Annotated in this window: 14 protein-coding genes; 12 read left to right on the top strand and 2 right to left on the bottom strand. The window is 69.7% G+C overall.

What is annotated here, in order from left to right:
• Window positions 1-159: 159 nt before the first annotated feature.
• The 5 genes from ACIOEW_RS06990 to ACIOEW_RS07010 all read left to right on the top strand — a co-directional run bounded on the left by ACIOEW_RS06990 (window position 160) and on the right by ACIOEW_RS07010 (window position 3,934).
• Window positions 160-600, top strand: a complete 441-nt coding sequence (locus tag ACIOEW_RS06990) for a DUF6278 family protein (RefSeq protein WP_362554253.1) — start codon at window positions 160-162, stop codon at window positions 598-600.
• A 133-nt stretch (window positions 601-733) separates the two neighbouring features.
• A complete protein-coding gene (locus ACIOEW_RS06995; protein ID WP_362554250.1) occupies window positions 734-1,477 on the top strand; it encodes an amino acid ABC transporter ATP-binding protein in 744 nt (247 codons plus the stop codon).
• Between the two features lie 14 nt (window positions 1,478-1,491).
• Complete coding sequence (locus ACIOEW_RS07000) at window positions 1,492-2,403, top strand: glutamate ABC transporter substrate-binding protein (RefSeq protein ID WP_362554247.1); 912 nt, start codon at window positions 1,492-1,494, stop codon at window positions 2,401-2,403.
• Between the two features lie 17 nt (window positions 2,404-2,420).
• A complete protein-coding gene (locus ACIOEW_RS07005; RefSeq protein ID WP_362554244.1) occupies window positions 2,421-3,065 on the top strand; it encodes an amino acid ABC transporter permease in 645 nt (214 codons plus the stop codon).
• On the top strand, window positions 3,062-3,934 hold the full coding sequence (locus ACIOEW_RS07010; protein WP_362554241.1) for an amino acid ABC transporter permease: 873 nt from the start codon (window positions 3,062-3,064) through the stop codon (window positions 3,932-3,934). Before ACIOEW_RS07005 ends, ACIOEW_RS07010 begins: the two co-directional genes overlap by 4 nt.
• Before the next feature lie 139 nt (window positions 3,935-4,073).
• Here ACIOEW_RS07010 and ACIOEW_RS07015 read toward each other — a convergent pair whose 3' ends face one another.
• A complete protein-coding gene (locus ACIOEW_RS07015) occupies window positions 4,074-5,315 on the bottom strand; it encodes an Ig-like domain-containing protein (RefSeq protein WP_401962067.1) in 1,242 nt (413 codons plus the stop codon).
• A gap of 225 nt (window positions 5,316-5,540) precedes the next feature.
• On the opposite strand from ACIOEW_RS07015, the gene ACIOEW_RS07020 reads away from it, so the two are divergent.
• The 5 genes from ACIOEW_RS07020 (at window position 5,541) to ACIOEW_RS07040 (ending at window position 11,149) form a co-directional block, all read left to right on the top strand.
• Complete coding sequence (locus ACIOEW_RS07020; protein ID WP_401962069.1) at window positions 5,541-6,704, top strand: lipid II:glycine glycyltransferase FemX; 1,164 nt, start codon at window positions 5,541-5,543, stop codon at window positions 6,702-6,704.
• Window positions 6,701-8,392, top strand: coding sequence for a murein biosynthesis integral membrane protein MurJ (gene murJ, locus ACIOEW_RS07025; protein ID WP_401962071.1), 1,692 nt, complete (start codon window positions 6,701-6,703; stop codon window positions 8,390-8,392). The genes ACIOEW_RS07020 and murJ overlap by 4 nt, the downstream gene beginning before the upstream one ends.
• A gap of 110 nt (window positions 8,393-8,502) precedes the next feature.
• A complete protein-coding gene (locus ACIOEW_RS07030) occupies window positions 8,503-9,186 on the top strand; it encodes a response regulator transcription factor (RefSeq protein ID WP_362554229.1) in 684 nt (227 codons plus the stop codon).
• A complete protein-coding gene (locus ACIOEW_RS07035) occupies window positions 9,183-10,619 on the top strand; it encodes a sensor histidine kinase (protein WP_401962073.1) in 1,437 nt (478 codons plus the stop codon). Before ACIOEW_RS07030 ends, ACIOEW_RS07035 begins: the two co-directional genes overlap by 4 nt.
• Window positions 10,616-11,149 carry a hypothetical protein gene (locus tag ACIOEW_RS07040; protein ID WP_401962075.1) on the top strand — a complete coding sequence of 178 codons (534 nt, stop codon included), beginning with the start codon at window positions 10,616-10,618 and terminating at the stop codon, window positions 11,147-11,149. The genes ACIOEW_RS07035 and ACIOEW_RS07040 overlap by 4 nt, the downstream gene beginning before the upstream one ends.
• Window positions 11,150-11,481: 332 nt before the next feature.
• Here ACIOEW_RS07040 and ACIOEW_RS07045 read toward each other — a convergent pair whose 3' ends face one another.
• The gene (locus tag ACIOEW_RS07045; protein ID WP_362554221.1) at window positions 11,482-11,838 is read right to left on the bottom strand and encodes a MerR family transcriptional regulator; all 357 of its coding nucleotides are present in this window, start codon (window positions 11,836-11,838) and stop codon (window positions 11,482-11,484) included.
• Between the two features lie 294 nt (window positions 11,839-12,132).
• Between ACIOEW_RS07045 and ACIOEW_RS07050 the strand changes: the two genes are divergently transcribed.
• Both ACIOEW_RS07050 and ACIOEW_RS07055 read left to right on the top strand, forming a co-directional pair.
• Window positions 12,133-13,038, top strand: a complete 906-nt coding sequence (locus tag ACIOEW_RS07050) for an NADP-dependent oxidoreductase (RefSeq protein ID WP_401962954.1) — start codon at window positions 12,133-12,135, stop codon at window positions 13,036-13,038.
• A 461-nt stretch (window positions 13,039-13,499) separates the two neighbouring features.
• Window positions 13,500-14,147: an RNA polymerase sigma factor gene (locus ACIOEW_RS07055; RefSeq protein ID WP_362554215.1), complete on the top strand. Its 648-nt coding sequence runs from the start codon at window positions 13,500-13,502 to the stop codon at window positions 14,145-14,147.
• Window positions 14,148-14,204 lie beyond the last annotated feature (57 nt).

The raw sequence follows: 14,204 nt of genomic DNA on the forward strand, positions 1-14,204 counted from the left end.
CCCCGTTCCCTCTGGTCGCATCTCGCCCTCCGGTCCGTGTGTTCCCCGGGCGGGAGCGTGTCCGGGTGAACGAGGGGCGTATGCACGGTGGTCAGCACTCGAACGACAGGCCGCGCGCCCTGTGGTGCGGATCCGGGCAGGGATGGGACCCTGACTGGTATGAACATCCCTTTCTTGGACAACTGGCGGAAGCGTCACGACGGAACGCGGAGGGCGGGGCTCGCGGCCGCCGTCGAGGCTGACCCGGAAGGCGTGGCCGAAATGCTCGCCGAATGTGAGCTGCTCCGCGTCCGGGTGGGGGAGAGAGGTCTCGAACTCGACGACAGTCCCGCCTCGTTGGCGGCGCTCGATCAGTTGCCGCCGCGCTGGCGCGACGATCCGGAGGAGTTGCCCTGGCTGGGCAATGATGCGGGGCTCTACCTGGGCACGGTTCTGGTGCGCAACGTCACCGGTGCGCTCTGGCACATCTGGCCGAGCGGCCAGCCCGTGGTGCGCCTGGCTTCGGGGCGTGAGATCGATGTGGTCGAGGCCGGTCTGGACTGGGCGATGACGGGCAGCCCCGAGCTTTCGCAGGTGTACTCGGAGTCGGCCGAGGGATGACCTGGAGCCGCACGCACCGCGCGACGAGATAAAACGCCTTATGCCCCATTTACGCGTGTCGGGTGTGAAGTCCCTTTCCGGGGTGGATAGTTTGCGCTGACCTCGACATAGCGATAATTGGGTAGGGCAGCGTATGGCCGTCGATCCGTTGATCGAGCTGCGTGACGTCAATAAGTTCTACGGAAAGTTGCACGTACTGCAGGACATCAATCTCACCGTCGGCCGCGGGGAGGTGGTAGTGGTCATCGGCCCCTCCGGCTCCGGGAAATCAACGCTCTGCCGGACCATCAACCGGCTTGAGACGATCGAGTCCGGCCGCATCTCCATCGACGGCAGACCCCTTCCCGAGGAGGGCAAGGGCCTGGCGCAGCTGAGGGCCGAAGTCGGCATGGTCTTCCAGTCGTTCAATCTGTTCGCGCACAAGACCGTGCTGGCCAACGTCTCGCTGGCGCAGCTGAAGGTCCGCAAGCGGAAGAAGGACGAGGCGGACCGGCGGTCCCGGGAGCTTCTGGAGCGTGTGGGGCTCGTCGGTCAGGCCGACAAGTTCCCCGCCCAGCTCTCCGGCGGCCAGCAGCAGCGCGTGGCCATCGCCCGCGCCCTCGCCATGGACCCTAAGGCGCTCCTCTTCGACGAGCCCACCTCGGCCCTCGACCCGGAGATGATCAATGAGGTGCTGGAGGTGATGCAGCAGCTCGCACGCGAGGGGATGACCATGGTCGTCGTCACCCACGAGATGGGCTTCGCCCGCTCCGCGGCCAACCGGGTCGTCTTCATGGCCGACGGCCGCATCATCGAGGACCGCACCCCGGAGGACTTCTTCACCGCTCCGGAGAGCGACCGCGCCAAGGACTTCCTGTCCAAGATCCTCAAGCACTGACGGGAGGCCCTGTGTTGCGTACGAGAAAAGTACTGGCCGCCTGTGCCGGCCTCCTGCTGGCCGTCCTTGCCGCGGGCTGTGGCAAGGACGGCAGCCCGCCGGTGAAGGGGCCGCAGCCCGAGGCACTGCCGGTCTACAAGGTGGACACGTCCTTCCGCCTGCCGGACTCCAAGACCTGGACCAACGCGAAGAAGCGCGGATATCTGCGGGTGGGGGCCAAGGAGGACCAGCCCTACCTCGGCGAGAAGGACCCGGCCACCGGCATCTACTCCGGTTTCGACATCGAGATCGCCCGGATGATGGCGGCCTCGCTGGGCTTCGACCCGAAGACGATCAGGTTCAAGACCATCGCCTCCGCCAACCGCGAGACCGCCCTCCAGAACGGGCAGATCGACTACTACGTCGGCACCTACACCATCAACGACATGCGCAAGAAGCTCGTCGGGTTCGCCGGCCCCTATTTCATGGCCGGTCAGGGGCTGTTGGTCCGCACGGACGAGAACGACATCCACGGGCCGCAGGACCTGGCCGGCAAGACGGTCTGTTCGGCTGCCGGTTCGACCCCGTACCAGCGGATCGCCGCCGACTACCCGAAGGCGAAGCTGGTCGCCTACGACACGTACTCGATCTGCGTCGACAACCTGCTGACGTACCAGGTCGACGTCGTCACCACCGACGACGCGATCCTGCTGGGATTCGCCGCGAAGGCACCGGACGAGATGAAGGTCGTGGGCAAGCCCTTCTCCGAGGAGCCGTACGGCATCGGGGTTCCGCGCAGCGACAACGCGCTGCGGTTCGCGCTCAACGACGCGCTGGAGGCCAACGAGAAGAACGGCAACTGGAAGAAGGCCTTCGAGGCGACGCTCGGGCTCTCCGGGGTGCCCGCGCCGAAGCCGCCGCCCATCGACAACTACCCGGCGACCTGAGGGGACGGCCACGACACATGGACGTACTCACCGACAACTTCTCGCTCTACGGCAAGGGGTTCCTCGGGACCGTCGAACTGACCTTCTACGCCTCGATCCTGGCCCTGGTCCTCGGTTTCGTCATGGCCTCCTGCCGGGTGGCGCCCGTCGGCTCTCTCCGGGTGCTCGGCACGGTCTGGGTGACCGTGCTGCGCAACACCCCGCTGACCCTGCTCTTCTTCGCCGTGCTGCTCGGCCTCCCGCGCTTCGGCCTGGTCCTGCCGTTCAACGTCTTCGCGATTCTCGCCCTCGGCTGCTACACCTCCGCGTTCATCTGCGAGGTGCTTCGCTCCGGCATCAACACCGTGCCCACGGGGCAGGGCGAGGCGGCGCGGAGTCTGGGCATGACGTTCGGCCAGACTCTCGGCAACGTGGTGCTGCCGCAGGCGTTCCGTTCGGTGATCCCACCGGTCGGCTCGACGCTCATCGCGCTCGCCAAGAACTCGGCGATCGCCGGGGCGTTCAGCGTCACCGAACTGCTCGGCACCTACAAGACCCTCAACGAGCTGGGTTACAGCATCATCTGGACCTTCGTCTGGATCGCGGTCGGGTACCTGATCATCACTCTGTCCATCAGCGCGATCTTCAACCTGATGGAAAAGCGCTGGGGAGTCGCCCGATGACCGCACACTCCGTCCCCAGTGCGACCGCGCTCTACGACATCCCCGGTCCGCAGACCCGAAAGCGGCACCTCGTCTACGGGATCGTCTCGACGATCCTGATCCTCGCCCTGGTCGGCTGGGTCATCTATCTGCTCTTCGACACCGACCAGTTCACCAGCGCCAAGTGGACTCCCTTCGAGTACAAGGGAATTCAGGAACTGCTGTTGCGCGGGCTCGGCAACACCCTGAAGGCGTTCGCCTACGCCGCAGTGCTCTCGCTGGCACTCGGGGCCGTACTCGCGGTGGGGAGGCTCTCCGACCACCGGCCGGTGCGCTGGGTGGCGACCGTCCTCGTCGAGTTCTTCCGCGCCATGCCCGTCCTGGTGATGATCTTCTTCATCTTCGTCGCGCTGAAGGTGCAGCCCCTGCCGGCGCTGGTCGCCGGACTGACGCTCTACAACGGCTCGGTGCTCGCCGAGGTGTTCCGTACGGGCATCAAATCGGTGGAGCGCGGTCAGGGCGAGGCAGCATTCGCCCTGGGCATGCGCAAGACGCAGGTCACGACCTTCGTCCTGGCCCCGCAGGCGGTGCGTGCGATGCTTCCCACCATCATCAGCCAACTGGTGGTGGCGCTGAAGGACACCTCGCTGGGATACCTGATCACCTACGAGGAGTTCCTCCACGCAGGGAAGCTCATCGCGTCCAACCTCGACTACGATCTGCCCTTCATTCCCGTGGTGATGGTGATCTCGCCGATCTACATCGGGATGTGCATGCTGCTCTCCTGGTTCGCCACCTGGGTGGCGAAGCGGCAGCGGCGCAACCCGAAGACGGAAGGGACGGGCGTCGCTCCGGCCGAACCGGGGACGCTGATGCCGGGAGCGCAGTAGCCGGGACCTGCCGCGAGGCAGACCCGGGGAGCGGTACCCGTCCGGCAGCAGCCGGTGATCACTTCGCGCACACGGCACGGACGCCGATGAGGGTCCGTGCCGGGCGGGGGGAAGGTCAGCTGCGTGCCGGGCGTTGCCGTCAGCCGAGAGCGCTCCTGGTCCGCCAGTCGGCCCAGGAGACGTTCCACGCCCCGTAGCCGTTGCCCTCCGCGACCGTGCCCTTGGCGTCCGCGCCGGTGATCTCGAACGGGTCGCCGACGTGGGCCTGGCGGTAGAGGGAAGCGGCGTCGGCGTCGCTCATCCCGACACAGCCGGAACTGTGGTTGGCCACTCCGAAGTACGCGGCGTTCCACGGTGCGGCATGGGCGTACATGCCCGACCACGTCAGCCGCATCGAGAAGTCGACCATCTTGTCGTAGAGGTCGCCGAGGCCGACCGTCTCGGAGCGCATGTTGATCGTGCCCTCCTTCGCCATCAGCACGGCCGTGCCCCGCCAGGACGCCCTGTCGCCACCCGGTGTGCCCGCGGACATGGGCACGTCCATGACCGTCCTGCCGTCCCGCTTCAGCGCCAGCCGGTGACGGTCCAGGTCGACCTTGACCACCTGGCTGCTGCCGACGGTGAACGTCGTCGCGTAGTCACGTACGAACCAGCCGCCCGAGGGACCCGAGTCGACGCCGTTGAGATCGGCGTCGAGCGTGATACGGGTGCCGGACTTCCAGTACTCCTTGGGCCGCCAGTCCACGCGGTCCCGGCCCGAGTAGTCCCGCAGCCACCCCCAGGAGCCCTCGGTGCTGTTCGAGGTGGAGACCTTGAGCGCCTTCTCGACCGCTGCCCTGTTCTTCACCGGGTGGTCGAACACGATGGACAGCGGCTGGGCGATGCCGACCGTGGTGTTCTTGCCGGGAGCCAGCGTCAGCTTGTTCACCCGGTCGGCCGCCGCGGTGGTGAACCCCGCCGTGTCACTGCCACCGCCGGTGTCCTTCGCCTCGACGCGGTACGTGGTGCCGGGCGCGGCCACACGGTCGGACGTCCAGGTCCTGCCGTCCGTGGACAGGCGGCCGGTGAGGGCGTCGCCACCGTCGGCCGAGACCGTGACGGCACGCAGCTTCCCGGCGGCCAGTGTCACCGTCACCGGCTTGCCCGCAGCGGCTGCGGCGCCGCGGAGGTTCACCGAGATCCGGGTGTCCGCAGCCTTCGAGGGGCCGGCGTCCTGCTCCTGGCCCGCGTCATGGCCCGAGGCCGCGGCGCCGCCGGAGCAGGCCGTGAGCGTGGCGCCGAGCAACGCGGTGCCGGCGATCAGGGCGAGCCGGGCAGGACGGGCGGGCGGCGCGTTCCGGGCGGTGCCCCGAAGGGCGGATATGAGAGGAGCGGGGATCAACGGAAAAACCTCCTGGGCCTTGCTCTGTCGTCTGTGGAGAGGCATTCACCGGAGCCTAAGTTCCGCGAATCCACGGAAAAGCGGGAATGCGGTGTGTGACAAGGAACGCAGCGCAACGGTCATCGTCCGGTCACATCCGGCGCGCAGCCCGGTCATGGTCCGCTGTGAGCATCCTGTGCAGCCCCGCAGAGCAGACCGCGGGGCCCACGAGGGAGGGCCACGGACATGTCAGCGCTGCTCGCGACCGGAGAACGCAGCCGTGATCAGGAACTGCGGATACGCGGACTCACTGCCCCCGAGCACCGGGCACACGTGGCCACGCATGCGGACGCGAGCTTTCTCCAGTACCCGTCCTGGGCCGGCGTGAAAGACCAGTGGACGTCGGAAACGGTCGGCTGGCTGGATGATCACGGTGAATTGGCCGGCAGTGCGCTGATTCTGTACCGGCAATTCCCGGGCACCCGAAAGTACTTCGCCTATATCCCCGAAGGGCCGGTGGCGGACTGGGCCGATCCCGGAATCGACCGCTGGCTCCGGCCTCTCATGGCCCATCTCCGCGGCGCGGGGGCGTTCGCCGTACGCATCGGACCGTCCCCGGCCTACCGCCGCTGGGACACCGCCCGCCTCAAGGCCGCCACCGGCCCCGGCCGCACCGTGGGTGACGTACTGGCGAGCGAGGTCGACCCGCTCGGCGCGGCCGTGGCCGACCGGCTCCGGGCCCGCGGCTGGCGGCGCTGCGGCGGGGACGGCGACGACGCGGACGCCCAGCCCCGGTACGTCTTCCGGGTGCCCCTCGCCGGACGGACCCCCGACGACCTGTGGTCCGGGCTCAACCAGGAGTGGCGCCGCAACGTCCGCCGCGCCGGCAAGGCGGGGGTGCGCATCGTCACCGGGAGCGCGGCCGAACTCCCCGAGTTCCACCGCCTGCTGCGGATCACCGAGGAACGCGACGGCTTCCGGCTCGGCCGCTCCCTGGCCTACTACCAGCGCCAGTACGCCGTCCTCAACGCCGAACAGCCCGGCCGGATGAAACTCTGCCTCGCCGTGCACCAGGGCGAGATCCTCGCCGCCCACACCATGATCAGCACCGGGCACCGGGTCTGGTACCAGACGGGCGCGTCCGCCGACCACCGCCGCGAGGTCCGCCCCAGTAACGCCCTCCAATGGCAGATGCTCCTCGACGCCCAGGCCCAGGGCGCGGAGGTGTACGACATGCGCGGGGTATCCTCCACCCTCGATCCCGACGACCGCCCCTTCGGGCTGCTGCGCTGGAAGTTCGGCACCGGAGGACAGGTCGTGGAGACCCTCGGAGAGTGGGAGACATCGGTGGGCGGAGCCGCCAACAAGGCGCTGTACCGGGCGTTCCAGGCCTACCTGGCGCACCGGTGACGGCCGCGGACGCGACCACCGGCACGGTCGTCCCCGAACAGCGCGAACGGCAGGGCTCCGCCTCGGTGCTGCGCAGCGGCGCCGTCATGGCCGCCGGGTCCGTCGTCTCACGGGCGACGGGGTTCATACGCTCGGCGGTCGTCGTCGCCGCCCTCGGCACCGGACTGCGGGCCGACGGCTACACGGTCGCCAACACCGTCCCCAACATCCTCTACATGCTGCTGATCGGCGGCGCACTCAACGCCGTCTTCGTCCCCGAACTCGTCCGGGCCGCCCGGGAGCACACCGACGGCGGGGCCGCCTACACCGATCGTCTCCTGACCCTCTGCACGGTCGGACTGCTCGCCCTCACCGCGCTCGCCGTCGTCGGCGCCCCGCTGATCATCTCGGTGTACGCGCCCACCTACGACGACGGACAGGCCGAGCTCACCATCGCGCTGGCCCGCTACTGCCTGCCGCAGATCCTCTTCTACGGGCTCTTCACCCTCCTCGGACAAGTACTCAACGCCCGCAACCGGTTCGGGGCGATGATGTGGACCCCCGTCCTCAACAACCTCGTGATCATCGCGGTGTTCGGGCTGTACCTCTGGACGGCGGTGGGCTCGGACGGCGAACTCACCTCCGCCCAGGCGCAGTGGCTCGGCTGGGGGACCACCGCCGGGATCGCCGTGCAGACCCTCGCCCTGGTGCCGGCACTGCGCGCCGCGAAGTTCCGCTGGCGGCCGCGGTTCGACTGGCGCGGCAGCGGACTCACCCGTCCGTTGCGGGCGGCCGGCTGGCTCGTCATGCTCGTGCTCACCAACCAGGCCGCCTACTGGGTGGTGACCCGCCTCTCCACCGCCACCGGCCAGCACGCGGCGGACCAGAACCTGGCGGGCGGCGCCGGCTACACCGCGTACAGCTACGCCTTCCAGCTGTGGGTGGTGCCGCAGGGGATCGTGACCGTCAGCCTCGTCACCGCACTGATGCCACGGATGAGCCGGGCGGCCGCCGAGGGCGATCTGCCCGGGGTGCGGCGCGACATCTCGTACGCGCTGCGGACCTCCGCCGCCGTGGTGATCCCGGCCTCCGCCGCCCTGTTGGCGCTCGCCCCGTGGGTGATGGGAGCGGTCTTCGGATACGGACGCACCGGCCCGGCGGACATCACCGTCATGGCCGGCATGATGGCCGCCTTCGCACCGGGACTCATCGCCTACTCCGGGCAGTACGTCCTCTCCCGCGGCTTCTACGCGATGAGCGACACCCGCACCCCCTTCTTCCTCAACCTGGTCATCGCCGCGCTCAACGCGGGCCTCTCGGTCGCCGCCTATCTGCTGCTGCCCGCGCGCTGGGCGGTGACGGGCATGGCGGGGGCGTACTCCGTGGCCCTGTTCGCCGGGTTCACCGTCACCGCGTGCGTGCTGCACCGCAGGGTCTCCGCGTCCGGGGCGCGGACGCCCTCGCTGCTGCGCTCGCCGGGGGTGGGGGCGCACGCCCGGCTGGTGGCCGCGTGCGTGCCCGCGGGGCTGCTGGCGTACGTGGCGGCCCGCGCCGTCGACACGGACGGACCGGGACTCGGGGACTTCGCCGCGGCGGGGACCGGAGTGGTCGTCCTCTTCCTGGTGGTGGCACTGCTCGCCCGCCCACTGCGGCTGACCGAGGTCGCCACCGCACTGGCCGCCGTCCGGAGCAGGCTGCGGCGCGCCTGAGGCGGAACCCTGCCCGTCCGCACCTGCGGAGCGGGCAGGGCGCACTCGAAACACAACTCCACCCGCTCACACTTCCGAATCCACTCCTTGACCGCTGGGATACTGTCGCCATGCCTCGCGTGCTGCTGATCGAAGACGACCCCTCCGTACGGGAAGGCGTCGAGCTGGGGCTGCGCAGGCGCGGGCACGAGATGCGGACCGTCGGGACGGGCGAGGCAGGGCTGGCCGCCCTGGACGAGTTCCGGCCCGAACTCGTCCTGCTCGACCTCATGCTGCCGGGGATGAACGGCGTCCAGGTCTGCCGCCGCATCCGCGAGACCAGCCAGCTGCCGATCATCATGCTCACCGCACGCGGCGACGACTTCGACGTAGTCGTGGGACTGGAGGCCGGCGCGGACGACTACATCGTCAAGCCCGCCCGTACCGAGGTCATAGAGGCCAGGATCCGCGCCGTGCTGCGCAGGCTCGCCGAACCCGCCGGGCGCAGCGGCGTCGAGACCCACGGCGCACTGACCGTCGACCGTGTCGGCCTCGCCGTCGCCAAGGCGGGGGAGCGGCTGCTGCTCGCCCCTTCCGAACTGAAGCTGCTGCTCCACCTGTCGGCCTCGCCCGAACAGGTCTTCAGCCGTCAGCAGCTCCTCGAATACGTGTGGGAGCACAGCTACCACGGCGACGCCCGGCTGGTCGACGCGTGTGTGCGCAGGCTGCGGCAGAAGATCGAGGACGTGGCGGGAAGCCCCCGCTACATCCAGACCGTCCGAGGCTTCGGCTACCGCTTCGGACCCCTCGGATGAAACTGTTCGCCGCCCGGTTCGGCCTGCGCACCCGGCTCATAGCCGCGTTCCTGTTCGTCGCCGCGGTCAGCGCCGCCACCACCGCGACCCTGACCTACCGCGAGGCCCGCTCCGCGATCCTGCAGCAGGCGCAGGACACCGCCGTCGCCCAGTTCCGCGACCGGATCACCGCGCGGGGCGTCGACCTTCCGCCGGACGGGGCCGGGCTGCGCGACATGTGCCTCTCCCTGGCCCGCGACGGCAAGTCGCACACCTGGACCGTCTTCGCCGAGTACGGGGACCTGCGGATCTCCTCCTCGGACCGGCCGACCTCCACCGTGATCACGGACCGGCTGCGTGCGGCGGCCCGGAACAACAGTCACGGCTCGTTCCAACGGGTGGTCAAGGACGGCAAGCCCTGGCTGACCGTCGGCATGCCGACCCTCTTCAACCGCGGCGACGGCCCCCAGCCCACCGGCCTCGTCCTCTACGCCGTGATGCCGCTCGCCACCGAGGAGGCCAACGTCGCCGCCATGGTCACCGCGGCCCGCGACGGCGCCCTGCCCGCCCTGCTCATCGCCCTGGTCCCCGCGCTGCTCGCCGCGCGCAGCGTCCTGCGTCCGGTACGTGAACTGCGCCGTGCCGCCGCCGGCATCGGCCGGGGCGAACTCCACACCCGCATCGCGGTGCGCGGCTCCGACGAAATCGCCGAACTGGCCTGGACGTTCAACGAGTCGTCGACCAAGCTCCAGGAGTCCGTCGAGGAGCTCCGCCAGGCCGAGGAACGGGCCCGGCGCTTCGCATCGGACGTCTCGCACGAGCTGCGCACCCCGCTCGCCGGCATGCTGGCCGTCACCGAGGTGCTCGACGAGGACGCCGCCGGGCTGCGCCCCGACACCGCGGCGGCCGTCCGGCTGATCAGCGCGGAGACCGGAAAGCTCGCCACGCTCGTCGAGGACCTGATGGAGATCTCCCGGTTCGACGCCGGGGCCGCCGATCTCCACAGCGACGAGGTGGACGTGGCCGAGACCATCCGCAAGACCCTTCAGGCCCGTCACTGGGACGACCGCGTCCGTACCGAACTCCTGGAGGGGGTACGGGCATTGCTCGACCCGCGCCGCTTCGACGTGGTCGTCGCCAACCTGGTCGGGAACGCACTGCGGCACGGGACCGAGCCCGTCACCGTACGCCTGCGAACCGGACGGCGGGACGGAGCGGCCCGGCTGGTGACTGAGGTCGAGGACAGTGGCCCGGGCATCGACCCCGCGGTCCTCCCGCACATCTTCGACCGCTTCTACAAGGCCGACGCGGCGCGCACACGGTCGACGGGCAGCGGACTGGGCCTCGCGATCACCCGGGAGAACGTCCGGTTGCACGGCGGCACGGTCCATGCCGCGAACGGGCCGGCCGGCGGCGCGGTGTTCACCGTCGAACTGCCTTTGGAGGGCCGGTGAGGAGCAGGCGGGCGCTCGGCGCGCTGTTGCCCCTGGTGCTGCTGGCCGCCGGATGCGGGATCCGGGCGACGGAGGTCGTCGAGGCGGGCGAACCCGCGCTCGTGCAGGTCGCGCCCGCCGGAGACCTGGGCACGGTCCTGTACTTCGTGTCCTCGTCGACGGCGGCCCGGCTGATGCCGGTCGTGCGATACGCCGCGCCGTCGGGCGAAGGCACCGGGTCGGGTACCTACGGTGAGGGGCCGCCCGCCGGCGCGATCAGGGCCCTCGACCTGCTCTTCGACGGTCCCACCGGAGCGGAGCGAGCCGCCGGTCTCCGCTCCGAACTGCCCAACGACCAGGTGAAGATGGGCATCGAGCTGAGTGCGCAGGGCGTGCAGGTCACGCTGGACACCCCGGTCACCGGACTCTCCGAACCCGCACGTCAGCAACTCTTCTGCACCGCCGCCCAGGCCCGGACCGCCGACCGGAGCGAGGCGGTGACGGTGACCGGCACCGACGGCGTCATCGGACCGGCCCGGTGCACCGCCTGACGGCGCGCCAGGAATGTCCCTCAAGCTGACCGGCTCCCGGTCCTGCTCTGCTCGATCCAGCCGCGAGGGCCGCCCGGACCCTTGCTGTCCGCTCGTGGATGTCGTCCGGTCGGAGAGGTTGCGGCTGACCGGTCCTGCGGTGTGCCTGCGGTGTGCCGGCACCGTGGTCAGTCGCGGCCTGCCCTGCCCACCGCTGCCCGGCGTGTGTCCGGGGTAGCGAGAGTGACGAACGCTGTTTCGGCGGCACCCGGATACGCCCGGGGTTTCCCGTGGCCGGCCGGCGCCCGGCAGATGCCGGACAGCTCGGGGCCCCACCCCTCGCAACGGGTTGATCAGTCCTGCGCCACGTTCGCCGCGGTCACATTCTCGATCACGCGGCCGAGTCTGGTCCTGGCCCGGGTCAGGTCCTGGATGCGTGCGGCGATGCGGTCGCGTTCGATGATGAGCTGGTCGAGCATGGCGGGGGTCGCGACGCCGGTGCTCACGCACGGCAGGAGGTCGACGACGGTACGGCTGGAGAGGCCGGCCGCGAAGAGGTCCTGGATGAGCTGGACCCGCTCCAGGGCTTCGTCGGGATAGTCGCGCTGCCCACCGGGCGTCCGCGCCGATTCCAGGAGCCGCTGTTCCTCGTAGTAGCGCAGGGCCCGCACGCTGACCCCTGACCGCCTGGCGAGCTGTCCGATGCGCATGACGCGGGGCACTCCCTTCCCGCTCGTACCTCACGTTGACGTCAAGTTCAGGCTAGCAATGCCGGCTCCCGGGCGAGCCCTGAGGTCGATCGAACCGTTGCCGGCGCCGAGATCCCTCGTAGTGGCGCAGGCCCCACGCTCACCCCCGCCTGCTCGGCAACGTCACCCATCCGCGCCTGCCTTCCTCCGGCCGGGCGGAAGTCGCGGCTTGCACCTCACGTCAACGTCAGGTTCTAGAGTGACGAGCGTCGGATGAACACGTCATTCCGGCCCGTCGAAGTAAGGCAGACCATTATGCGCGCAGCCCGGTTCCACGAATACGGCGGAGTGGAGAGCCTGGTGATCGAGCAGGCCCCCGACCCCCACCCCGGACCCGGTGAGATCCGTGTCCGCGTCGCGGCGGCCAGTGTCAATCCCATCGACTGGAAGTTGCGCGCCGGCGCCCTGCAGCAGCTGATTCCCCTGGAGCTGCCCGCCATTCCCGGGCGCGACGGCGCCGGTGTGGTCGACGAGATCGGCGACGGGGTGCAGGGGATGAGCATCGGCGACCGGGTCTTCGGACTGGGCGGTGTCACCGGGGCGACCGCGGAGCTGCTCATCCTCTCGGCCTGGGCGCACACCCCCGCCACGTGGAACGACGAGCAGGCCGCTGGTGCCGGTCTCGCGTCAGTGACCGCGATGGGTGGACTGAACGCGCTCGGCTCCCTCGCGGGGCGCACCCTTCTTGTCGAGGGCGCCGCCGGAGGCGTGGGCAGCGCGGCTGTCGAGATCGCGGTAGCGCAAGGTGCCACTGTGATCGGGACAGCCAGTGAACGCAACCACGAGTTCCTCACCGCACTCGGCGCCGTTCCCACCACCTACGGCCCCGGCCTCGCACAGCGCCTCACCACTCTCGCTCCGCACGGCGTCGACATCGTGCTCGACACCGCGGCCTCCGGTTCCCTGGACGATCTCGTCGCGATCACAGGTGACCCGAAGCGCGTCGCGACGGTCGCCGACCACGCGGGCGGGCAGCGCCTGGGCACGCATGTGGTCAACGCGGAGAACGACTCCACCCTCCTGTCCGCGGCGGCGGAACTGGGCGGGCAAGGCCGCTACACACCTCGTATCGAACAGGCCTACCCCCTGGAGCGGATCGCCGACGCCCACGCGCACGCCGAGCGCGGACGCACCCGGGGAAAGATCGTGATCTGCATCTGAACAGGCCGATCTGCATCTGAACAGGCCCACGAGGTAGGTGACTCCGCAACGTGCGGGCCTGCGTGGCGAGCGTGCCCTCGATCGGTACCGGCGAGCGGGCGGTCCGGGGCCGGGGGATCTCCACGGCGCCTCGTCAAGCAGGCCGCCCCCACTCGGGCACCGCACGTGGCACATGAGCCGTCGTCCATGGAGCACTGGACCCAAGCCGGGACATGACGTCACGTCACACCCGCGACCGGCGAACCGGACCGACGCCTTCACACTATGGAGACTGCCTTCCCCGCGCCAGGTTCGGTGCTCGAGCCTCTGATCAGCGATCCACCAAAACCCTCCCGCATCCATGGATGGGTTCGCCCGCGCGGTGCCCGACGCTGACCCCTTCGCAGCAGGGCCGGAGCGGCCCGTAGAAACGGAGCTGACTCAGTGGGAACCTTCGGCCGGTTGCCGGACACGTATAGAGCATGGAACTGAACGACGCTGGTCCCGCCGTAGCGGTCGGAGGGATATCTGACCGTGAGCTGTGGGCGAGGGCCGTCGACGGCGACCGGGAGGCGTTCGGCCGGATCTTCGACCGTCATGGGAAGACCGTCTACAACCACCTGTTCCGGCGCACGGCCGACTGGTCCGAAGCTGAGGACCTCACGTCGACCGTGTTCTTGCACGCCTGGCGACGGCGGTCGGAGACGGTGCTGGACCGTGACTCGGCACTGCCGTGGCTGCTGGGCATCGCAGACCGCCTGCTGTCGAACACCAGACGGCGGCTGAGGCGGGCCGAGGCGTTGCTGCGTCGGCTCGTCTCGCATGACGAGCCGGTGGGCGACCATGCGGATCGCGTCGCCGGCCTGGTCGACGACGAGCGTCGCATGTCGGAAATCCACCGGGCGTTGGCTCGGCTGCCGCGCCACGAACGCGACGTCGTCGAGCTCTGCATGTGGTCGGGCCTGGATCAGCAGGCAGCTGCGGCAACGCTGGGGGTGGCGGTCGGAACCGTGAAGTCCAGACTGCACCGTGCGCGGCGGAGACTGGGGGCCGACCTCCTTTGCGGAGCCGCGGTTCCCGCGTCGTTCAGTTCGATGAATCCCGTCAACGCGGAAGAGGTCGCACGATGAATCACACGCAGGGCATTCCTGCGGCTCCTTCCGATCGTGATCTGCCGAACCACCGGC

It is taken from the genome of Streptomyces sp. NPDC087901, from assembly GCF_044742205.1.
Classification (GTDB): Bacteria; Actinomycetota; Actinomycetes; order Streptomycetales; family Streptomycetaceae; genus Streptomyces.

Coding starts and splice junctions, on each gene's coding strand:
- ACIOEW_RS07050 (WP_401962954.1), top strand. CDS start 12,133: ATGCGCGCAGCCCGGTTCCACGAATACGGCGGAGTGGAGAGCCTGGTG.
- ACIOEW_RS07005 (WP_362554244.1), top strand. CDS start 2,421: ATGGACGTACTCACCGACAACTTCTCGCTCTACGGCAAGGGGTTCCTC.
- ACIOEW_RS07030 (WP_362554229.1), top strand. CDS start 8,503: ATGCCTCGCGTGCTGCTGATCGAAGACGACCCCTCCGTACGGGAAGGC.
- ACIOEW_RS07045 (WP_362554221.1), bottom strand. CDS start 11,838: ATGCGCATCGGACAGCTCGCCAGGCGGTCAGGGGTCAGCGTGCGGGCC.
- ACIOEW_RS07035 (WP_401962073.1), top strand. CDS start 9,183: ATGAAACTGTTCGCCGCCCGGTTCGGCCTGCGCACCCGGCTCATAGCC.
- ACIOEW_RS06990 (WP_362554253.1), top strand. CDS start 160: ATGAACATCCCTTTCTTGGACAACTGGCGGAAGCGTCACGACGGAACG.
- ACIOEW_RS07055 (WP_362554215.1), top strand. CDS start 13,500: ATGGAACTGAACGACGCTGGTCCCGCCGTAGCGGTCGGAGGGATATCT.
- ACIOEW_RS07010 (WP_362554241.1), top strand. CDS start 3,062: ATGACCGCACACTCCGTCCCCAGTGCGACCGCGCTCTACGACATCCCC.
- ACIOEW_RS06995 (WP_362554250.1), top strand. CDS start 734: ATGGCCGTCGATCCGTTGATCGAGCTGCGTGACGTCAATAAGTTCTAC.
- ACIOEW_RS07020 (WP_401962069.1), top strand. CDS start 5,541: ATGTCAGCGCTGCTCGCGACCGGAGAACGCAGCCGTGATCAGGAACTG.